This is a genomic window from uncultured Fibrobacter sp., from assembly GCF_947305105.1.
Classification (GTDB): Bacteria; Fibrobacterota; Fibrobacteria; order Fibrobacterales; family Fibrobacteraceae; genus Fibrobacter.
Window position 1 is genome coordinate 1 of sequence record NZ_CAMZCS010000046.1, and the last position, 20256, is coordinate 20256.

19 protein-coding genes are annotated in these 20256 nt (G+C 51.2%); 7 read left to right on the top strand and 12 right to left on the bottom strand.

Annotated elements, in window-relative coordinates:
• The 7 genes from tsf to Q0Y46_RS13820 all read right to left on the bottom strand — a co-directional run.
• Positions 1 to 796, bottom strand: a 796-nt coding sequence (gene tsf / locus Q0Y46_RS13790; protein WP_297948213.1) for a translation elongation factor Ts, incomplete at its 3' end; no start/stop codon positions are given.
• A gap of 1 nt (position 797) precedes the next feature.
• Positions 798 to 1535 carry a 30S ribosomal protein S2 gene (gene rpsB, locus Q0Y46_RS13795; RefSeq protein WP_290959602.1) on the bottom strand — a complete coding sequence of 246 codons (738 nt, stop codon included), beginning with the start codon at positions 1533 to 1535 and terminating at the stop codon, positions 798 to 800.
• A gap of 250 nt (positions 1536 to 1785) precedes the next feature.
• The gene (gene rpsI, locus Q0Y46_RS13800) at positions 1786 to 2190 is read right to left on the bottom strand and encodes a 30S ribosomal protein S9 (protein WP_072980024.1); all 405 of its coding nucleotides are present in this window, start codon (positions 2188 to 2190) and stop codon (positions 1786 to 1788) included.
• 21 nt (positions 2191 to 2211) lie between these two features.
• On the bottom strand, positions 2212 to 2640 hold the full coding sequence (gene rplM / locus Q0Y46_RS13805; protein WP_295678562.1) for a 50S ribosomal protein L13: 429 nt from the start codon (positions 2638 to 2640) through the stop codon (positions 2212 to 2214).
• A gap of 219 nt (positions 2641 to 2859) precedes the next feature.
• Positions 2860 to 3921: a hemolysin family protein gene (locus Q0Y46_RS13810; protein ID WP_295678559.1), complete on the bottom strand. Its 1062-nt coding sequence runs from the start codon at positions 3919 to 3921 to the stop codon at positions 2860 to 2862.
• Between the two features lie 18 nt (positions 3922 to 3939).
• The gene (gene sppA / locus Q0Y46_RS13815) at positions 3940 to 6240 is read right to left on the bottom strand and encodes a signal peptide peptidase SppA (RefSeq protein WP_297948216.1); all 2301 of its coding nucleotides are present in this window, start codon (positions 6238 to 6240) and stop codon (positions 3940 to 3942) included.
• A gap of 14 nt (positions 6241 to 6254) precedes the next feature.
• The gene (locus tag Q0Y46_RS13820) at positions 6255 to 7121 is read right to left on the bottom strand and encodes a hypothetical protein (protein WP_297948219.1); all 867 of its coding nucleotides are present in this window, start codon (positions 7119 to 7121) and stop codon (positions 6255 to 6257) included.
• A 157-nt stretch (positions 7122 to 7278) separates the two neighbouring features.
• On the opposite strand from Q0Y46_RS13820, the gene Q0Y46_RS13825 reads away from it, so the two are divergent.
• The 7 genes from Q0Y46_RS13825 (at position 7279) to Q0Y46_RS13855 (ending at position 15950) form a co-directional block, all read left to right on the top strand.
• Positions 7279 to 9375 carry a polysaccharide biosynthesis tyrosine autokinase gene (locus tag Q0Y46_RS13825; protein ID WP_295678552.1) on the top strand — a complete coding sequence of 699 codons (2097 nt, stop codon included), beginning with the start codon at positions 7279 to 7281 and terminating at the stop codon, positions 9373 to 9375.
• Positions 9376 to 9441: 66 nt separating this feature from the next.
• A complete protein-coding gene (locus Q0Y46_RS13830) occupies positions 9442 to 10893 on the top strand; it encodes a lipopolysaccharide biosynthesis protein (protein WP_295678550.1) in 1452 nt (483 codons plus the stop codon).
• Entirely contained in the window at positions 10883 to 11998 is a 1116-nt protein-coding gene (locus Q0Y46_RS13835; RefSeq protein WP_295678549.1) for a DegT/DnrJ/EryC1/StrS family aminotransferase, read from the top strand. Before Q0Y46_RS13830 ends, Q0Y46_RS13835 begins: the two co-directional genes overlap by 11 nt.
• Positions 11999 to 12010: 12 nt before the next feature.
• A complete protein-coding gene (locus Q0Y46_RS13840; protein ID WP_297948224.1) occupies positions 12011 to 13306 on the top strand; it encodes an ATP-grasp domain-containing protein in 1296 nt (431 codons plus the stop codon).
• A complete protein-coding gene (locus Q0Y46_RS13845) occupies positions 13306 to 14052 on the top strand; it encodes a LicD family protein (protein ID WP_297948227.1) in 747 nt (248 codons plus the stop codon). Before Q0Y46_RS13840 ends, Q0Y46_RS13845 begins: the two co-directional genes overlap by 1 nt.
• Positions 14053 to 14210: 158 nt before the next feature.
• The gene (locus Q0Y46_RS13850) at positions 14211 to 15035 is read left to right on the top strand and encodes a LicD family protein (protein ID WP_297948229.1); all 825 of its coding nucleotides are present in this window, start codon (positions 14211 to 14213) and stop codon (positions 15033 to 15035) included.
• Between the two features lie 3 nt (positions 15036 to 15038).
• On the top strand, positions 15039 to 15950 hold the full coding sequence (locus Q0Y46_RS13855; protein ID WP_297948232.1) for a LicD family protein: 912 nt from the start codon (positions 15039 to 15041) through the stop codon (positions 15948 to 15950).
• Positions 15951 to 15968: 18 nt separating this feature from the next.
• Here the strand turns inward: Q0Y46_RS13855 and Q0Y46_RS13860 are convergent, their stop codons facing one another.
• From Q0Y46_RS13860 to Q0Y46_RS13880, 5 genes are all read right to left on the bottom strand, one after another.
• Positions 15969 to 17150 (bottom strand): hypothetical protein, encoded by a 1182-nt coding sequence (locus tag Q0Y46_RS13860; protein ID WP_297948235.1) that lies wholly within the window; start codon positions 17148 to 17150, stop codon positions 15969 to 15971.
• 3 nt (positions 17151 to 17153) lie between these two features.
• A complete protein-coding gene (locus Q0Y46_RS13865; RefSeq protein ID WP_297948238.1) occupies positions 17154 to 17897 on the bottom strand; it encodes a DUF6564 domain-containing protein in 744 nt (247 codons plus the stop codon).
• Positions 17894 to 18892, bottom strand: coding sequence for an NAD(P)-dependent oxidoreductase (locus tag Q0Y46_RS13870; protein WP_295678540.1), 999 nt, complete (start codon positions 18890 to 18892; stop codon positions 17894 to 17896). The genes Q0Y46_RS13865 and Q0Y46_RS13870 overlap by 4 nt, the downstream gene beginning before the upstream one ends.
• Positions 18893 to 18905: 13 nt before the next feature.
• Complete coding sequence (locus Q0Y46_RS13875; protein ID WP_297948241.1) at positions 18906 to 19634, bottom strand: metallophosphoesterase family protein; 729 nt, start codon at positions 19632 to 19634, stop codon at positions 18906 to 18908.
• Positions 19635 to 19636: 2 nt separating this feature from the next.
• A partial coding sequence (locus tag Q0Y46_RS13880) for a thiamine pyrophosphate-dependent enzyme (protein WP_297948244.1) occupies positions 19637 to 20256 on the bottom strand: 620 nt, incomplete at its 5' end.

Below are 20256 nucleotides of genomic sequence, written 5' to 3' on the forward strand. Positions count from 1 at the left end.
TCTTCGGGTTCTTTTCAGACATGAAGAATTCCTGGTCTTCGAGAACGATTTCCTTGAGGACCTTGGCAACGCGGCCCTGGAGCTGGCGTTCAACAAATTCCGGCTTGGTAGCCTTGCCGGTCTGCTGGGCCTGGAGCTCGATCTGAGCGCGGGCAATTTCCTTTTCCTTTTCGATCGTTTCGGCCGGGACAGCGGCGTCGTTCAGGGCGACCGGAGCAAACGCGGCAGCCTGCATGGCGATGTCCTTGGCAGCCTGCTTGAGAGCGGCTTCGTCAGAAGGAGTGCCTTCGTAAGCGAGTTCGGTGATGACACCGATCTTGCCCTTCATGTGGCTGTACAAACCGAACACGGAGTTCGGGACCTTCTTGATGACGGCGAACTTGCGGAAGTCGATGTTTTCCTGAATCTTGACGAGCACGTCCTGGAGCACATCGTTCACCTTCTTGCCATCGACGACAGCGTTCTTGAGGTCTTCGACGGAATTGATGTCCTGCGTTTCGACAGCCTTGACAGCCATGTTGGCGAGAGCCACGAAGTCGTCGTTGTTGGAAACCGGTTCGGTTTCGCAAGAGAGTTCGAAAGCGGCGGCCTTGTCGGCAGTTTCGATGAGGTAGATGCGGCCTTCCTTGGCGGCCTTGTCGGCGCGCTTGGCGGCAACGGCAGCACCCTGCTTGCGCAGGAGTTCAACAGCCTTGTCCATGTCGCCATCAGTTTCGACGAGGGCCTTCTTGCACTGCATCATGCCCACGCCAGTCTTCTGGCGGAGTTCGTTAACGAGGGAAGCGGTAATCTGCATATTACTTGTCCTCGCCGTTGTCGAACTTCTTGGCTTCTTCCTTGGATTCCTTCTTTTCGGAAGAACGGGTCTTCACGTTGGCGGCGATGTAGTCCACAATGAGCTTGATGGACTTCACGGCGTCGTCGTTGGCCGGAATCGGGTAGTCCACGAGGGTCGGATCGACGTTCGTGTCGCAGATGCCGATGATAGGAATGTGGAGGCGACGGGCTTCGGCCACGGCAATCTTTTCGTGGGCGAGGTCGGTCACAACGAGGAGGCCCGGGAGGTTCACCATCTCGCGGATGCCGCCGAACACGCCGAGCAGCTTTTCGCGTTCACGGGTCTTGTCGAGCACTTCCTTCTTGGAGAGAGCCTGGAAGGTGCCGTCCTGTTCCATGGTGTCGATCTTGTCGATCTGCTTGATGGACTTGCGAACCGTCTGGAAGTTGGTGAGCATGCCGCCGAGCCAGCGGTTAGTCACGGAGAAATGCTTGCAAGCGGCAGCGGCGTCGAGGACAACCTGACGGGCGGTCGGCTTGGTACCCACGAAGAGGACAGTCTTGCCAGATTCAGAGATCTTGGCAGCGGCCTTGCCGGCTTCTTCGAGGAGGTCACGGGTCTTGGAGAGGTTGAGAACGTAGATGCCGTTCTTTTCAGCCAAGATGTAGGGTTTCATTTTCGGGTTCCAGCGCTGAGTCTGGTGACCAAAGTGGGAGCCTGCAGCGAGCAGGTCTTCGACGGAAGGCAGATTTGCCATAATGTATTTTCCTTTTCGGTTATAACTACCCGGTCTGCAACTAAGCCGCGAAGCGCAGGGACGACCACGGAGGGAGGACCAGCGCCACCGAAGCGACTCTCGCATACCGGTGATTGGTTTTACCCTGGCGAAATTGCCAGAGCGCGGCTAAATATAGAAAAACTAGGCGGGAGATTAAAGACGGGAAACGAAAGTAAATACAAAAAACGCCCCGTTTCCGGAGCGTCTTTCGTAAAAGCAAATTCGCAGATTAGCGCTTGCTGAACTGGAAGTGCTTACGAGCCTTCTTGCGGCCGAACTTCTTACGTTCAACGGCACGAGAGTCGCGAGTCATGAGGCCTTCCTTCTTGAGGGCGGGCTTCACTTCGGCGTCGTTGGCGACCAGGGCGCGGGCAATGCCCAGGCGGACAGCACCCATCTGGCCGGCGATTCCACCGCCACGAGCGGTGACTTCGACGTCCCATTCTTCCGCGTTGCCGAGGATGGCGAACGGAAGGTTGGCAATCATGTTCTGCACTTCAGAATGGAAGTAATCCTTGAAATCACGACCATTGATAGTGCGCTTGCCGGAACCCGGCTTCAGGATCACAGCGGCGATGGCGTTCTTGCGACGGCCAGTGCCGCGGTAGATCTTCTTATTCTTTGCGGTAGCGATAGATTTATCCTCCGTTCTAAATTACAAGTCTACGACTTCGGGATTCTGTGCAGCGTGCGGATGTTCGGCGCCAGCATAGATTTTGAGTTTCTTGACCATCTTGTGACCAAGAGCGCTGTGAGGGAGCATTCCCCAAATAGCGGCCTCGAGCGGAGCGGTCGGATGCTTGGCCAAAAGGTCGGCAAAGTTGATCCAGCGTTCGCCGGCGATATGACCGGTGTGGTGGAAGTATTCCTTCTGCAGGTTCTTGTTACCGGTAACGAGCACCTTGGCTGCGTTGATAACGACAACGAAGTCACCAGTGTCGACGTTCGGGGAATAGATGGCCTTGTGCTTGCCCATGAGGAGACGAGCAACTTCGCTTGCAACGCGTCCCATCGGCTTGTCAGCGGCATCCACAAGCTTCCACTTGCGGCTGACGGACTTCGGGTTTACCGTAATAGTCTTCATGTAAATCCTCTAGTTAAGATTTCCGGGACAACCCTTGCCCCGTGAAAGTGGAACAAATATAGATGGATTTGCGCAAGCCGACAAGGATAAAAAAACACATTTTTACAAAAAAGTCCGAAAAATAGGGGTTTAGCATTCTATCAATTATATCAATTATGATAATTATATGAACAAATATCTATCTTTTTCCCATTATAGGCTCAAGGCTCAGGGCTCGGGTCACCCCTGTTTTTTCTCCTTCTTGTGCATCGACGCGAGCGCATTCGAGCGGCGGCGGGCGGTCTCTTGCAGGTTCACGGACTCGTCGTACTCGTCCACGATTTCTCGGCCGAGGATTTCTTCGAGCACGTCCTCCAGGCTCACGATACCCGCGATAGCGCCCCACTCGTCCACGACGCCCACCATGTGGCCGCGCTGTTTGAGGAACCGGAGCAGGAGCTTGTCGAGAGTCAGGCTATCGGGCACGAGGAGCAGCGGGCGCATCATCTGCCGCAACTTTATATCGCGCATGCCTTCGGCCAACTTGTTATAGGCGTCGCGGCGGAGCACAATCCCGACCCAGTCATCCTTCTTTTCGCCATGGAGCGGCACACGGGAGAACGGCCAATTTCCGCGTTCATCCACGGTCTCACCGATGGTCTTGTCGGCAGGCAGCGAGAACACGACCTGGCGCGGAGTCATCACCTTGCGCACGGCAACAGATTTAAGAGCAAGGATGTTCTTGATGACAAGTGCCTGTTGGCGGTCGATGACATCTTCGCGGAGCCCAAGGTTCACGAGGCTGTTGATGTCCTCCACACTCACGTCTTTCTTCTTTTCGTCTTCGCGGGTCCAGCGTTTGGTAAGCGTAAGGCACAGCCAAATGATCCCCGTACAGCCAAGAATCTTGGTAATATAATAGAAGGGTACAGCCACTAGCGGGGCCGCAATTTTCGCCTGCTTCACACCAAGGGTTTTCGGAGTAATTTCGCCAAAGAGCAGAATCAGGATGGTCAAGATGACTGGGAGCGCCATTGCGCCCATGGGCGAGAGCCGCTTCACGGCAAGCGCCGTAGCAAGCGAGGCGCCCACGGTGTTCGCCACGGTGTTCACTACCAGCACAGATGCAATGTAGCGGTCGATATTGTCCTTGACATGCGCAAGGTACCTCGCCGTAAACCGCTTGTGGCGCCGCAGCGACTCCACCGTAGAAGGCGGAACACTGTAAAAGGATGCTTCCGTCACCGAACAGAACGCCGAAATGGCAAGGCACCCCAGAACAGTCATTACAATTGCAAACATCTAAACCCCAACAAGAACCTATTCAAAATCAAATTGCTGCGGCTCGATAGCCCAGAACTGCGTACGCCCGATGCCATCCACGAAATCAAGCCACGCCGACACTCCCGTCGAAGGGAGAATTCTGGACTTTTCCGTATTGATAAAATCGATTTCCACCAACGTGCCCTCGCCTATTTCGGCAAGGCGCTTCGCCTCTGCGATAGCGACGTCGATACCGCCCAGGCCATGCACAAGCCCATATTCCTTGGCCTTCCAGCCCATGAACACTCGGCCACCCCCGTAAAGGGTATCAATTACGGCCTTGGGCATCCCCACCGCCTCGGAAACAACACCGGTAAAGCGGTCATAGAAATCGTCCATGTACGCCTGGAGTGCCGCCTTTTCTTCGTCCGTCCAAGGACGGTTGAATGATTCGGCATCCGCATATTTGTGCGTCTTCACTGTTTCGGCCTTGAGTCCAAGCTTATCGAGGAGGCCAGACGCATCCACCTTTCCGCCATAAATGCCAATGCTGCCCACAATGGAGTAAGATTCAGCAATGATTTCGTCGGCACCACAAGCAATGTAGAATCCGCCCGAAGCGCCCATGCTGCCAATACTCGCGACCACAGGTATTCCCTGTTCACGGACAAACTTGATTGCCGCCCAAATCTTGTCGGAAGCAAGAGCGCTACCGCCAGGAGACGAGACTCTCACAATCAGTGCTTCCGCCCCGCTACTAGGCACCGCCCGCAGCGCATCCAGTACAGATTTTTCCATACGGGAATCAATCGTCCCATCGATGTTCAGCAAAGCGATATGGCGGCGCAAGCCCCAATCTTCGAGGAACAATTTCTTGTCTGAGGGTTTCCAGGTCTTGTAGCGCGCCAGCGGGACATCAATGCCGAAAAATGTACTGAGCGCATAAGACGGAACTTGATCGAGATACAAAAGCGTATCGGCAAACCCATTCTGCACGGCACTCGCCGCCGTCAAAAGCGGAATACCGGCCAGGGAATCAATCATCTGTTTTGCTTTTTCCAAAGGCATTCCACGGCGAGCAAAGCGATCGGCCACCGTAGAGGTAAGAATGCTCCAATAGTCTTTATAAAGTTCCTCCCTGTTCGCACGGGCTTCTGCCGACATGGAATCGGCCGTGTAAGGTTCAACTGCCGATTTATAGGCCCCGTGACGCAAGAATTCCACCTTCACACCGAGCTTGTCGAAAAGGCCCTTGTAATACAACGAAGTGCCGCCCAGGCCCCGCCAAGAGAAATGAGCAGAAGGCTCAACAACGATGCGACTACAAGAAAGGGCAGCGACCATGACGGACGGGCGCAAGTCATCGACATAAGCGATAACCTTGGAGCCCCGCGCAATCATCTTTTCCACGTAGCGGTTGATTTCCATGGATATGGCAACGCCACCGCGATAGCCCGAGAAATCAAGAATCACAAGACCTGCACCGGGGTCGTGCAACAAATGCTCGAAATGGTTGCGAACCGTATGGATGCCCATGCTCCTCGTACCAAAGAAAATCAGGTCGCTTTCGACTTCTTCCACCTCTTTATCCAGCGGGACACGGTATATTTGCGCCGAAGTCGTCCCACGCGGGTTCTTTGCCGTATGGTAACCCCATGCACCGCGCTTAATCATGTAGTCGTCAAAGAAGGTGACTGCCGCAGTATTGTAGCCGCCCAGCGAAGTCGACAAGGTGAGTGTGTACTCGCGGGTATCGTCTTGAATCGGGACTTTGAACCCGACGCGTGTGCCGTAGAGTTCCAGTTCGAAAAGCATCCTGTGCCTTTTGAAATTTTCGACATCGTAGCTCACGCTGACGAGGTTGCCCACACGAATGGTCGCACCCAGATCGTGAATCATCTTCTGCTCTTCGGGGCCCCCCTGCAAAAGGTTTCGACCGGAATAGCCTAACGACACAACATTCAGCGGACGGATGATTGCACCGGCGGAAAAGAGCCACTGAGTCCCTTCAAAGGCGGCGCTGCGCAACGCCTCGACACGAGTTCCCAAGAAAATCGAACGAGCCAGCCAAGCCGAACCATGACTCAAGCTCCAACGGGACTCGTCAAAGCCCTTGCCGTCGCGGCTGTAGGAGAATCCTGCGGCAAAGTGGTCCAAGTTCCCGCCAATACGGAACGTTGAAATTCCATCGTCAAACTGGTAATCAGTCAATGCGCCCCACGAATCAAACGCGGAGATGCTGGCCGGGTTCCCGAAAATTCCATGCCCGCCATCAAGCGAAGCAAATTCGGACTCTCCCGGCAGATAGGCAAAGGTAGAAACAGTTGCAAATAAAATTGGGAATAGAGCTCTTTTCATAAATCACTTACAAACTAGAAAAAGAATGTGGCTACGCCAAACGCAGCAAGCGTTCCTGCAATGCCATAGTACACATTTCGCAGAGTTTGTCGCTTATCGATGCTTTTTTCGGCCGCATCACGGTCTTTTTGCGTGCGGATAGCCAAGTTGTTGTATTCGTCGGCACGGTCCGATGCCATCTTGTTTTCAATTATCCCCGCTCCGAGAAAACCCGCAGCAGCGACGAAAGCAGACACACGTGCATAACCGCGCCATGTCCAGCCTTCCTTTGCGCTTTCAGAAGCATCGGCCAGCGCCACCAAGGTCACATCCATTTCCCGGTTTTCGCGAGCCTTGAGTACCAAAGGCAAATTCTGCGTTTCGTACCCATCCAGATTCACAGTCACTGTCAAGGATTCCGGAACAACCTGTTCAAACTTGGCCGGCGAAACTAACGTTTGCGGTTGCGAAGAAATCTTCACCGAAGCCTGTTCGGGAACCGTGTTCACGAGCAGTGTAGCGAACATGCCCATCTGGATTTTCTTGAGCGTGTTTGCAGCGGCCTTCAGTTCGCCGAGGCGGGCCATCATCGCAGCGGCATCTTCCTTTTCCCGCATGAGCTTGTGCAAGTCAACATCGTATTGGAACTGCCGCGCATCGTAGGCGGAATCTGTTTCGTCTTCGGCACGGGGCGCCAGAGGGGGCAAGGTATCGGAGATAGACGCCATCTTCGCCTGGAGCGAATCCTCGAGAGCCTTGGCACTTGCCTCGACCACTTCAATGCGTTTGGAATACTCCCCATAGTCATCGCTATCCTGAGCAGTCAGTTTGGAAATATCCGGTTCCGCGGCAAAAACAAAGGATGCCAACGTCAAAAATCCCGCAAGAATTTTAAAATGCATAACATATACCTCTTTAACACTCTAAAACTAATAAAAAATGTCCATTTCCGCCCCGCCTCTGCAAATAGCAAACAATTCTATTTGCTATTTTAGATTCCAAGATTTCTGAGGGAACCCCTTTAGAAGTGTTTGAACGTAATACTAAACGGAACAATGTATGGCATCAGCAAAAAAAGAAGAAACTGATATTTTCGACCTATTAAAAGATCTCGCCAAGAACTGGCACATCATGTTGCCATGCATCATTTTGGCCGGGGCCGTCGGCGTTTTCGTCGCCATGTGGATAAGACCCGTTTATCAGGTAGACGCACTTTTGCAGATCGAATCGAAAAACAGCAAAGGCGCAAGCATGATGGCCGGCCTCGGAAGTCTTTTTGCCACAACAAGCCCCGCCGAAACCGAAATTGAGCTCATCAAGAGCAGGCAGGTTATCGGCGATGCCGTGGACAAGCTCCACCTGCAATACACCGCAACGCCCACCAGCAGGCTAAACCGACTGTTCCACCGCGAAGGCAGGATGGACATCAACCAGCTTGAAATTCCTTGGCACAAGATTCCTGAAGATGTCAAAAGAGGGCCATGGACAGCCATCGCTCTAGACGACAGCACCAACTTCGCCCTTTATGACCACAACAAGAAAAAATTGTTGGAAGGCGTTGTCGGCCACACCTATCGTTTCCCGTATGCAGGTGATACTGCGGTATTCAGCGTGTACATGATGAAAGCCAAAAAAGGCCAAAAGTTCATCGTCAGCAAGATGGACCGTTTTGACGCAATCGAAGCTTTCCGCGGAGCATTCGATGTCAAAGAAAAAGGCAAAAAGACCGGCGTTCTTGAATTCACCTATCAAGACATCTACCCGGACCGTGCTACCAAGATTTTGAACGAAGTGGCTGGCACCTACTTGCGCCAAAACGTCGAACAGCGCAATGCAGAAGCCCAGAAGACATTGGAATTCCTCGAAAAGCAGCTGCCCGAAGTCAAAGCCCAAATGGACAGTTCTCTTTTGAAATTCAACACTTACCGCAACCAAGTCGGTTCTATCGACATCAATGCCGAAACCAGAATCATTTTGGAAAACCGCACGAAATTGCAGCAAAGTCTCCTTGACTTGCAACAGAAAAAACAAAGTGCGATACGCCTATTCCAGCCGGAACACCCCACTATAAAGACCTTGGAAGAACAAGAAGCCGCCCTTAAGCGCGAATTGGCCAACAACGCCAACGCAACCAAGAAGCTCCCGGCCACGCAGCAAGAAGTTTTGAAACTCACGAACGAAGTGGACATGACGAAAATCATGTACACCACCATGCTCAACAACATCCAACAGTTGAAGCTGGTTTCGGCCGGTGAAGTCGGTTCCGTGCGCATCGTAGACTTTGCAGAAGTCGTGCCCTACCCCACCAAGCCCAAGAAAAAGGCAATCCTCTTCATCGCCTTGTTCTTCGGGTTCTTGCTTGGAGCCGCAATCGTTACATTGAAGGGCAAGCTGAGCAACGGAGTCAAGGACACCCACTTCATCGAAAGAGAAACAGGTTACAGCGTCTACGCAAAAATTCCCAAGGGCAATCCCAAGGGCACCAAGGGCTCCCGTCCCTTGGCCGTGGTGGAACCTGACGATATCGCCGTAGAAGCCCTCCGCGCACTGCGCAGTTCCCTGGAATTCAGCATGGAAGAAGGCTGCCGCCAAATCATCGGCGTAAGCGGCTTGATTCCGGGCGTCGGAAAGAGTTTTGTTTCCGTCAACCTGGCGGCACTATTTGCCGGTCTTGGGAAGAAAGTCATCCTTATCGACGCCGACCTTCGCAAAGGCCGCCTGCACAAGGAATTCGGCTTAAAGCGTCGCAAAGGTCTTTCTCAGTACTTGCTCAAAGAAGCCAATCTTGACGAGGTAATCTTTAAAACGGAAGTCGAAAATCTCGACGTACTCCCGTGCGGAGAAGTCCCGACGAACCCCTCCGAACTGTTAGGTTCCAAGCATTATACCGAACTGATTGGCGAATTGGAAAAGCAGTATGATTTGATTATCATCGACACGCCTCCTATCATGCTTGTCACAGACGCATCGCTCGCCTGCCGTTTCGCATCTCAGTTGGTCATGGTTGTGGAATACAACAAGCACAGCATCGATGCAATCCAAGACGGAATGAAGTTGCTCCTCAAGGGCAATTCTGGAGCCCACGCCAGCTTTGTCATGAACAAATACGAGCACGGGCATTCCGATGGTTACGGCTACAAATACGGGAAATATTAAAGACGTCTGATTTCATCAATGCCCTCACTTTTTTAAATGAGGGCATTGAAAATCACTAGTTTTAGCATGGCCTCTAAAAACACTATTATTGCATCCCTCTTTTGGAAATTTTTTGAGCGAATTGGAACGCAATTGATTCAGTTCGGCGTTTCCATCGCACTCGCTCGTATCCTAGCTCCAAATGATTTCGGTCTGGTCGCATTGATTACCATTTTCATCAATGTGGCAACCGTTTTCGTGCAAAGCGGCCTGAACACGGCTCTCATACAAAAGAAGAATGCCGACGACCTGGATTTCTCGACGGTATTCATTGCAAGCCTTGGCATCGCCGCATTCGTTTACGCCATTCTCTTTTTCTCTGCTCCGTTAATCTCGGACTTCTACAATCAAGAGTCGCTCACACCAGTCATCAGGGTGCTTTCGCTGACGCTATTCATAGGCGTTTTCAATTCCATCCAAAACGCCTACATTTCCAAGCACATGATGTTCAAGAAGCTGTTCTTCCGAAGCGTCGGAGCCATGCTCCCATCTGGTGCAATCGGCATCGGCTTAGCCCTGACGGGATTTGGCGTTTGGGCGCTCGTTTACCAGCAATTGAGCAACATCCTGATAGCTGTCATCATCATGTGGTTCACAGTCCCTTGGAGGCCATCCCTCAAATTTTCGGCACAGCGAATAAAAGGGTTGTTTTCTTTTGGTTGGAAGTTGCTCTGTTCTTCTCTCCTAGATGTGACATTTTCCAATTTACGTGGGCTCGTCATCGGAAAGTGCTTTACCCCTTCGGATCTGGCATACTACAATAGAGGCGACACCTTCCCCTATTTAGCGATTAACAACATCAACGCATCCATCTCGGCAGTCATGCTCCCCGCGCTATCGTCGTGCCAAGATGACAGGCCCCAGTTTAAAAAGATGATGCGCCGTTCCATCATCACCAGCACATTCATCATCATCCCGATGATGGCGGGGCTTGCGGCCATGGCGGAATCGGTCGTGAAAATCGTACTTGGTGATGCCTGGCTCCCCTGCGTTCCCTTCGTACAACTTAGCTGCATCATGTATGCGTTCTACCCCATACACACATCGAACCTGTCTGCAATCAATGCCATGGGTCGCAGCGACATATTCCTGAAACTAGAAATCATCAAAAAAATTCAAGGTTTGGCATTACTCATCGGCAGTTACCTCTATTTCAAAACCCCTATCGGTATTGCCTACGGAGCCTTGGTCGCGTCACTCATCTGCACCTTCATCAACGTCCATCCCAATAAAAAATTGATTGGCTATGGCTACTTGGAGCAAATTAAAGACATCCTTCCTTCCATTTTCTTGTCAAGTTTAATGGGGGGTGTCGTTTATGCCCTTGGCCTTATAGAAATGAACATCTATTTTAAAATTGTTTTGCAAATCATTGCCGGAATCTGTTTTTACTTCGGAATAGCAAAAATACTACATTTTGAAAGACTTGAATATCTAATTCAAACCATTAAAGAATTTAGGGAAAAGCATGGAAAATAAAGAAATTACCGTAACATCTCCTCTTCTTCCGTCTCTGGAAGACTTTGTTCCTATGCTTAAGGACATTTGGGATCGCAAGTGGCTCACAAACAACGGCCACTACCACAAGGAACTGGAAAAAGCTCTTGCCGAATACCTAGGAGTGGAATTCCTCAGCCTGTTCACCAACGGTACCCTCCCCCTCATTACCGCTTTGCAAGCCATGCGAATCACAGGCGAAGTGATTACAACGCCGTATAGCTTTGTGGCAACAACTCATTCCATCTGGTGGAACGGCCTCAAACCGGTATTTGTCGATGTCGAAGAAAAAACCGGCAATCTCGACCCTGAAAAAATCGAAGCGGCGATTACCCCGCACACCACGGCCATCATGCCGGTTCACGTATATGGCACCCCCTGCAACATGAAGCGCATTCAAGAAATCGCAGACATCTACGGGCTCAAAGTCATCTACGATGCCGCACACGCATTCGGTGTAAAAATCAACGGAGAATCCGTACTCAAAAACGGAGACATGAGCACCCTCAGTTTCCATGCGACCAAGGTGTACAACACGGTGGAAGGTGGCGCCTTGGTATGCCACGATGCCGCAACCAAAAAGCGCATTGACTACCTCAAGAATTTCGGTTTCGCCGGAGAAACTACAGTGGTCGCGCCGGGCATCAACAGCAAAATGGACGAAATCCGTTCTGCCTACGGGCTTTTGAACCTAAAGCAAGTTGACGGGGCCATTGCCAAGCGCAAAAAGATTGCCGAAACATATCGCGCCGCATTAAAAGATGTTCCGGGAATCCGCATGCTGCAAGATATCGACGGAGTACGTCACAACTATGCCTACTTCCCCATCTTTGTCGACGAAAAAGCTTATGGATTGAGCCGAGATGCGTTGTACGCAAAGCTCCAAGAGCACAACATTTACGGCCGCCGCTATTTCTACCCTCTCATCAGCACGTTCAGCGCTTACAAGGGGTTGGAATCTGCAAACCCGGCGAACCTCCCTGTGGCTCACAAACTTGCCGACCAGGTGCTTTGCCTACCCATGTTCGCCAACTTGGACGAAGAAGGCACCAGCCGCGTTATAGATGTTGTCGTCAATCGAAAATAAATTCGAGCATCCATGAAGAAGAATATTCTTGTATTTCCCTGCGGCTCCGAAATAGCGCTTGAAGTCTATCGTGCGGTCAACCATTCGACACACTTCAATCTTATTGGTGCCAATTCCGTAGACGACCACGGGAAATTTGTTTTTGAAAACTACATCGGCGGCTTACCCTTTATCACAGCTCCAAACTTCCTTGAAAAATTCAGGCAGGTTATCCGCGACAACAATATTGACGCAGTGTATCCGGCAATGGATGCCGTCATTGAGCTACTGAAAAGCAACGAAGAATTCTTAGGATGCAAAGTCGTCGCTCCCGAAACGGAAACAACCCGAATTTGCCTTTCTAAATCTAGAACATACAAAGTACTGGACGGCATCGTCAAAACTCCGAAAACATTCGCTGCGGCAGATTTGCTGCAAGCCGGCGAAAGCGTCTTTCCCGTCTTTGCAAAACCCGACATCGGTTACGGCAGCCGCGGCGCAAAGAAAATCTCCAGTGCCGAAGACCTCAAGGCACACCTGGAGCTTTATCCCTCTTGCATCCTCTCGGAATTTTTGCCTGGCAAGGAATACACCGTCGACTGCTTTACAGGCAGCAACGGGGAACTGCTTTTTGCCGCCGCACGTGAACGTTGCCGCATCATGAACGGAATCAGCGTCAACACGAAGCCTGTCAAAGAAAACGCAGAAGAATTCGTAGATTTTGCAAAGAGAATCAATTCCGCCATCAAGTTTAGCGGAGCCTGGTTCTACCAAGTCAAACGCGACGCGCAAGGCGAGCTCACACTCATGGAAGTCGCCAGCCGTTTCGGCGGGTCGTCGTCCTTGTTCCGGGCACAGGGAATTAACTTCGCGTTGATGTCCCTATTCGATGCCTTCGGCATTCCTGTATCGGTCTTGCGCAACCGCTACGACGTCATCATGGATCGTGCGTTAGACAACAAGTACAAACTGGATGTAAAATACTCCGAAGTTTTCGTTGACTTTGACGATTGCATCTACCTCGAAAAGCAGTTCGTGAACGACGCTCTGATGGCATACTTGTACCGTTGTGTCAACAATGGCATAAAAGTCACGCTTCTCTCCCGTCACGACGACATAAAACTCGGCAAACTGGACGAGTTGCTGGACAAATTGCGTATCCGCCAAGTTTTTGACCGCATCATCCATTTGGATCCAAGTCAGAAAAAGATTGATTTCATCGACAACATCGACTCGATATTCATCGACGATTCCTTCGCCGAACGAAAGGCCGTTGCTGACAAGTTCAATATTCCCGTATTCAGTTTAGATATGATAGAGGCTCTTTAATGGAAACGCCCTTCGACATCAAACGCGTACAAGACCGCCTATTGGAAATGGCAAAAGCCACGGCGAGCATCCTTGAAAAGCACGACATTCCCTACCAGATAGCCTTTGGCACATTGCTCGGAGCCGTCCGGCATGGCGGATTCATTCCGTGGGACGACGATTTCGATTTTCTGCTGTTCGACGACACCTACGAGAAGGCGACAGAAGTGCTCCTTAAAGAACTCCCTGCCGACATGCTCCTTGAAAACGAAAAGACCGAGCCAAAATACTTTCATGGCTGGGCCCACGTCAAAGATTTGAACACCGAATGCGAGTGCGCTCTTTTCCCGCAAGACGCCGTGTACAAGAACCACGGATTAAGCGTAGACTTGTACAAGATGACCAAAATAAAGGAAAAAGATTTTGCCGAATACCGACTGAACGAGGCGCTGTCTTATATCGACCGCCGAAAGAAACTCGGATTCATTTCGGACGAAGATTATTTGAAAAAGAAGGAAACCTTCTTGCGTGAATACAAAGACAGGGAAGCAAGCACTTCAGAAAAAGAAATTTTCGCTTATCCATTCACGTATGGCAAGCAAGAAATAGACGAGGTCTTCCCTCTCAAGAAATACGCTTTTGCCGGGACCTATTTTTACGGGCCCAACAATTACGACAAAATTCTTGCTTCGGAATATCGTGACTACATGTCGTTACCTCCCGAAGAAGACAGAAAACCCCATTATACAGCCATCAAGTTTTTCTAAAGAGACACATACAAATGAAAAAGCTAGTGCTCAAATACATGAGACGTATTCATAGAGTTCTATTCAGAACTAGAATTGAAAACGAACATCTGAAAAAAGAAAATGATACCCTGGCATTCCAAGTCAGTTACCTAAAGCGGCATTTTGACATAGGCCAAATGAAGCCTGCCAGCGGATATCTCCGCGAATTCCAACTTGTCGAAGTGGATTTTACAAGACACATCCTTGATTTGCTCAAGCCCTACGATATCCAGATGTACCTTGAAGGCGGAGCCCTATTGGGCGCAAAGCGTCACAAGGGATTCATTCCTTGGGATGACGATATCGACATTGCGATGTCTCGAGCCGATTTCAACAAGCTCCTTCACGTTCTACAGACCGACCCCAATTTCGTGTGGATTGACACGACGCAGAAATCCGGTTACTACGCCGAATACTTTGACAAGCATATTCGTGCAAACGCAAACAAGAACGTCGTCATCATGACGCCCACATGCGTGCACATTTTCAACGGCACCCGCCTGAGGGACGCAAAGAACCTGGAATTTTTCCCGAACGATTTCTTGAAAGAAGACGTGACCGAAGAACAGTACCTCGCCTTCAGAGACAAGGCCATCGCATTCATAAGAAAGCCCCATGCCTGGAAGGAACTTTTCGACTTCTACGAAGCCACATGGAAAGAGAGCGGCATTTTCTCGATGGAGCACACGTCCAGAATCGTTCCGGGGCTCGGCAACTGGGACCTGACCGAATACGGCTATCACGGATTTAGAAATCACGATGACATTTACCCCACAACGACCATCGTATTCGAAGGCAAAGAACTTCCCTGCCCGAACAAGGCCGAAGTGATCCTGGACAGAGAATACGGAAAGAACTGGCGTGACTATCCCAAAGACATCGGATTCCCGCAAACGCTGGTCGACCGGAACAATTATTTTAAATTAATTGGCGAACCATTGATTGATTTCAAAGAATTTTAAGATATGACTGAACCCGAAAGAATTGTCGCTAAAGGAATCGTTCCGCCCTCGTTTTTGCAAGAAGAAACGATATGCGATTTTTTTGTGGATTCCACCCGCAAAAAGATATGGGCCATCGAACTCGACATCTTGATTGAATTCGACCGCATATGCAAAAAGCACGGCCTGAAATATTTCTTGATGTGCGGGACGCTCCTCGGTGCCATTCGCCACAAGGGATTCATCCCGTGGGACGACGATATCGATGTCGCCATGCCACGCAACGATTTCAACAAGCTAAACACGCTGCAAGATGAATTCAAACACCCGTTTTTCTTGCAGACGCCGCTCACCGACAAAGAATTCGCAGGTTCACACACTTGTATCCGCAACACGAATACAAGCGCCATCAGCCCTATCATCCGGTTCCAAAAAATGAACCACGGGCTTTTCATCGACGTTTTCGCGCTGGACCATTTTGTACCGGAAGGTGCCGAAGAGCGCTTTGCCGAAATAAACCAGCTGAACATCGAGAACGGGACGTTCATGCGATTGACCAACCCGGAGCTGAACGAGAAAAACCGTGAGCGCGTAAAAAACTACCACAGGGACCATATCGCGGACTACAAGAAAATCCATGAGATTGCAAGCAAGTTCAATAATCAAGAAACGGATAAACTCGCAATCCTCACATGGACGGCAGAACCGCTCGAACAAAACGTGTGGGACGCAAAAGACTTTGACGAATCGGTGGATGTGGAATTCGAAGGTTATCGTTTCCCGGCACCCGCAGGATATCGCAACATTCTCACGCAGTTGTTCGGGAACTACATGGAATTCCCGCCTGTAGAAAAAAGAGGAGCCCAGCACAGTCAATACGTGCTGGACCCCGATACGCCCTATGCGGAATTCCTGCGCACGTTCAAGCCGCGCTAACAGGATCCGCTACAGCAATTACTTTTTCGGTGCAAACGGCTCGATGATGTTCTTGATGATAAAGTCGGCCGTTTTCTCGATATCCTCGAACGCGACGCGCTTCGGCAGGTCGACGTTGAAAGCCTTCTTCACCTTCGCGACGAGTTCGTCGGTATAGACGAGCGTGCCGTTTTCCACATTCTCGATGCCGTCGCAGTAGATAGACTTGCGGTTTGCCGCACGCATGTCATCCATGCTGAAAAGTGTCGTATCGAACGAGACTTCGGCCTTCGCGCCATCGATGAGCACCGGATAGCCACCAATTTCGCCATCGACACCGGGCGCATGTACCTTGGTCACCGTCTTTTCGCGGAGAGCCGTCAAGATGGAATCGATGATGTTGAAGTTGCTCGAAGCGTTCATCATGTTGCGCTTCTGGTCCACCGGCATCGGGATAGAGCAGGCGGCCAGCACTTCGGCCTGGTCAAACGGCAAATCCTTGCCATCCTTCTTGAAGTTCAAGAGCAGCGTCTGGCCTTCGGCGTGGCCTTCCTTGGAAATCACCACGTCGTGGAAATGGCTTACCGCAAGCGTCACGTCGATATCGTTCAGGTTGTCGATGCCATACTTTTCAGCCATGAAGAACTTCATGCGCGGAATGAGGTGATTCAGGTTGCCGCTACCGAAATCAAAGTATGTCTTGCCGGCGGACTTGAGCCAAGGAATCACGGCATCGGAATACGAGGTATTGATGGTCACCGCATTGGAGCCAGCCTTCTCGTAAGCGGCCATGATGTTCTTCGCATAACGGATGGAGAGCGGAGACCAGATGCCGTAAGCGCGCAGGTTGCTCCACGAGATGCTCCCGTACTTGAGGCCCGAATACACGCGGCTGCTGTTCACGATAAAGTCGGGATTCGCCTTCTTGATTGTCGCGGCGATGCTGTCGACATCGTTCAGGTCGCAGTCACCGAGGATTTCAATCCGGCTGCGCAGTTCGCGACGGATTGTCGCTGCCGTGCGGACGATGTTCACGTCCATCTGCATCTTGGCGGCATTGCGGCCCGCAACCACAATTTTCAGCTGCGGGTCACGGAGACTCACCAAGAAGTCGAGCAGGAACGTACCGACGCTCCCGAGCCCGATAATCATAATCGTAATCGTCTCGTTCTTTTCGACCTTGGACTTGAGCAAGGCAATTTTCTTGTTCAGGATTTCCATATCTTACTCCATAAGTTCGCGGACAATGTTGTAGTCCGCAACGGTGTTACAGTTATACCAGGCATCGAACGTGACCACGTCATATTCTTCACGGGAAAGCTTGTTGAAATACGCCTGAATAATTTCGAGGTTCGTTCCCTGAAGTTGCTTTTCGGTCAGGGAAGCGACAGCCTCGTGCAGCTTTTCTGCCGACTGGAATTTCCACATCTGCGCAGAATTGAATACTGCGAGGAACGGCTCCGGAATCGTGAGCGAAGAATGATTCGTGTCGTACAGGTAATGCGGACGGCCATCCGTCGATACGTAAAGCGCCACGGCCTTGTTCGAATAGATGGGTTCGCGATTGATCGTGAGCACGCTCTTTTCGCTATCGTAAACCGGCTTGAAATTTTCCTTCAAGAAGAACAGGTCGCCTTCTACAAAAGTGACATCGCCCGATTCCTTCACGGCTTCGATGCCCTTGTACAGGCTATAGCCCGAACCATAATCTTTGAAATGCTCGTTATAGACAAGTTCAATCTTGTCGCCGTAGGCCTGGAGGTTTTCCTTCACATATTCTTCGAGAGCAGAATAGAGGTAGCCGCCCACAACGATGTACTTGTCGTATTCACCGCAGTTTTTGATAAGCTGGTTGAGCAGCGCAAACTTCGGAGAATCCTTATAATAGAGGCACTTCAGGGTTTCCTTTTCGGTATCCCTGTTAAAGCGGGTTGCCGTCCCGGCAACAGTAATAATCAAGTACTTCATCTTTCAATACTCTTCACGCACATTTCGAGGCCTTCGTCAAGCGTAACGACCGGCTTCCAGTGAGTACGCGTACGAATCTTGTCTGTGTTGAGCAGGCGGCGTTCCGGGTCGGACTTGCGATAACCTTCGAACTTGATTTTCACGTCGTCCATGCCCATCTTCTTCGCAATCAGTTTCACCAAGTCCACAATGGAGATTTCTTCTTCGGTCGCGACGTTATAGACGGTACCGTCGAGAGCTTCGGGCGATTCCATGAGTTCCATCACGGCGCGACAGCTATCGATATTGTGGAGGAACGTGCGCTTGTTGACCTTCGAATTCTCGAGCAACGTGACTTCGGGCTTTTCGAGGAGGTTGTTGATGATGTGCGGGATAATGTGGTCTGCAAAGCGTTCGTGCTTGCTGTACACGTTCGCAAAGCGGATGGAGCAACCCTTGATTTTGCCCTTGTCCACGGCATCCTTCATGAAGAATTCCGTAAGGAGCTTGCCGACGGCATAGCTCGTGCGCTGGCTGTGTTCTGCCGTTGCCATGACCAAGAAGTCCGATTCGCAGACACCGCCGTTCGCATTCCACGACTGCATGGAATACACTTCGGAGGTAGAGCAGTTGATGTAGGTATCGGCACCGAGTTCAATGGCCATTTCGAGGAAAGTCTTCATCGAGATGACGTTCGTCTGGAACGTGTGTTCCACTTCGTAGAAATGCTTGGTGTGGACCACTGCGGCGCAGTTGATAAATATCAGGCGGCCAGAATACGAGCCCTTGAGGCTCTTTACCTTGTCGGCGACAGCGGCCATGTGTTCGGCATTGTTGATGTCGTATTCAAAAAAGATAAAGTCATCGCGACCGACCAAGTCCTTCACCGTATCGATGGAACTGGCAAAGAAGTTGTCAAAACCGACAACGATGTTTTCTTCTTTCAGCAGCTGGTGCGAAAGTTCGCTGCCGGTCATGCCGGTAGCACCACTTATGACATACAGATTTTTCTTCATGTTAAGCCTCTGTTTAAATTCCTAAAGTCAGACGATCCTTGTAGAATACATCTACCTCGTCCGTATAAAGATCCTGTTCCGCCACGATATCGTACGGGACACATACATGCTCGTATTCCGTCGTTTCGGTATCGAGGATCCCGAACTGCGCGCAAGGATTGATGTTGCGCGGCTGCCCGACAGAACCGGGATTGATAAAAACCGTTTTTTTCTTGTTTCTCGTGCTCGGGGAATCGGCCTTGAAAAGCACCTCGAAGTAGTGGCACACATGGGAATGCGCCGTCAGCACGAAATCGTACGGGGCGTATTCTTCGCGAGTGAGTTCCACAGGTGTAAACTTGCCCCAATACGGGTCGCCCAAGATGCCATGCACCAGCAGGAACTTCTTGCCGTCGATTTCCAGGGAACAAGTGCCATCGCGATTCATCTTGTTATTGATAAAGTCGATGGACTCCTGCGAAAGGTGCTTTTGCGTATAGTGGAGGATGGCGCGCCCGCGGTCTGTCGCGAAACGGGTCGTGTCATTGTCCATGACCGCCTTTTCGTGGTTTCCCCAAATCTTCGCAACAAACTTGTCGTCCATACTGCGAATCATGTCCACGATTTCGTTCGGGCGCATGCCGTAATTGACAAGGTCTCCCAGCAACACGAACTTGTCGACATGGCGACGTCCGACTTCTTCGAGCACCGCATTCAATGCCGTCACGTTCGCATGGATGTCCGACAGCAGGGCGAGTCGCATTTTTATTTCCTCAAGAACTCCATGAGTGCGTTCTTGTTCTCGATAGGTGTCGTCGTCGGGCGGCCCAAATCCTTGCGGTTGCCCTTCTTCACCTTGACTTCGAGGAGCACGGGGCCTTCCATGCCCTTGAGCTTTTCGAGCACAGCAGCAAGCGATTCCTTGCTGTCGGCTGTCAGAGCATCGCGGTAGCCCACCGCCTTCGCGATAGCCGGCAGGTCAATCTTGAGGCCCACCGTCGGCTGGCCGCCCACGGAGTCGTGTGCGCCGTTGTTGAACACAACGTGAACGTAATTTGCAGGAGACTTGCTCGCGACAATCGCCATGGAACCCATGTGCATGATGGTCGCACCGTCACCGTCGAAGCACCAGACCTTGCGGTCGTCCTTTTCCATCGCAATGCCGAGCGCAATCTGCGAGGCGTGTCCCATGGAGCCCACCGTAAGGAAGTCACGTTCGTGGCCTTCACCCTTCTGGGCACGGTATTCAAAGAGTTCGCGGCTAATCATGCCCGTCGTAGAGACAATGACATCCTTTTCGCCGAGCGCGGCGGCCACCGTCTGGATGGCTTCTTCGCGGCTCATCGTGAGGTCGTTCTTCTCGACACTCTGGAGCTTGTAATCCT

Coding starts and splice junctions, on each gene's coding strand:
- rpsB (WP_290959602.1), bottom strand. CDS start 1,535: ATGGCAAATCTGCCTTCCGTCGAAGACCTGCTCGCTGCAGGCTCCCAC.
- rplM (WP_295678562.1), bottom strand. CDS start 2,640: ATGAAGACTATTACGGTAAACCCGAAGTCCGTCAGCCGCAAGTGGAAG.
- Q0Y46_RS13810 (WP_295678559.1), bottom strand. CDS start 3,921: ATGTTTGCAATTGTAATGACTGTTCTGGGGTGCCTTGCCATTTCGGCG.
- sppA (WP_297948216.1), bottom strand. CDS start 6,240: ATGAAAAGAGCTCTATTCCCAATTTTATTTGCAACTGTTTCTACCTTT.
- Q0Y46_RS13820 (WP_297948219.1), bottom strand. CDS start 7,121: ATGCATTTTAAAATTCTTGCGGGATTTTTGACGTTGGCATCCTTTGTT.
- Q0Y46_RS13825 (WP_295678552.1), top strand. CDS start 7,279: ATGGCATCAGCAAAAAAAGAAGAAACTGATATTTTCGACCTATTAAAA.
- Q0Y46_RS13830 (WP_295678550.1), top strand. CDS start 9,442: ATGGCCTCTAAAAACACTATTATTGCATCCCTCTTTTGGAAATTTTTT.
- Q0Y46_RS13835 (WP_295678549.1), top strand. CDS start 10,883: ATGGAAAATAAAGAAATTACCGTAACATCTCCTCTTCTTCCGTCTCTG.
- Q0Y46_RS13840 (WP_297948224.1), top strand. CDS start 12,011: ATGAAGAAGAATATTCTTGTATTTCCCTGCGGCTCCGAAATAGCGCTT.
- Q0Y46_RS13845 (WP_297948227.1), top strand. CDS start 13,306: ATGGAAACGCCCTTCGACATCAAACGCGTACAAGACCGCCTATTGGAA.
- Q0Y46_RS13850 (WP_297948229.1), top strand. CDS start 14,211: ATGAAGCCTGCCAGCGGATATCTCCGCGAATTCCAACTTGTCGAAGTG.
- Q0Y46_RS13855 (WP_297948232.1), top strand. CDS start 15,039: ATGACTGAACCCGAAAGAATTGTCGCTAAAGGAATCGTTCCGCCCTCG.
- Q0Y46_RS13860 (WP_297948235.1), bottom strand. CDS start 17,150: ATGGAAATCCTGAACAAGAAAATTGCCTTGCTCAAGTCCAAGGTCGAA.
- Q0Y46_RS13865 (WP_297948238.1), bottom strand. CDS start 17,897: ATGAAGTACTTGATTATTACTGTTGCCGGGACGGCAACCCGCTTTAAC.
- Q0Y46_RS13870 (WP_295678540.1), bottom strand. CDS start 18,892: ATGAAGAAAAATCTGTATGTCATAAGTGGTGCTACCGGCATGACCGGC.
- Q0Y46_RS13875 (WP_297948241.1), bottom strand. CDS start 19,634: ATGCGACTCGCCCTGCTGTCGGACATCCATGCGAACGTGACGGCATTG.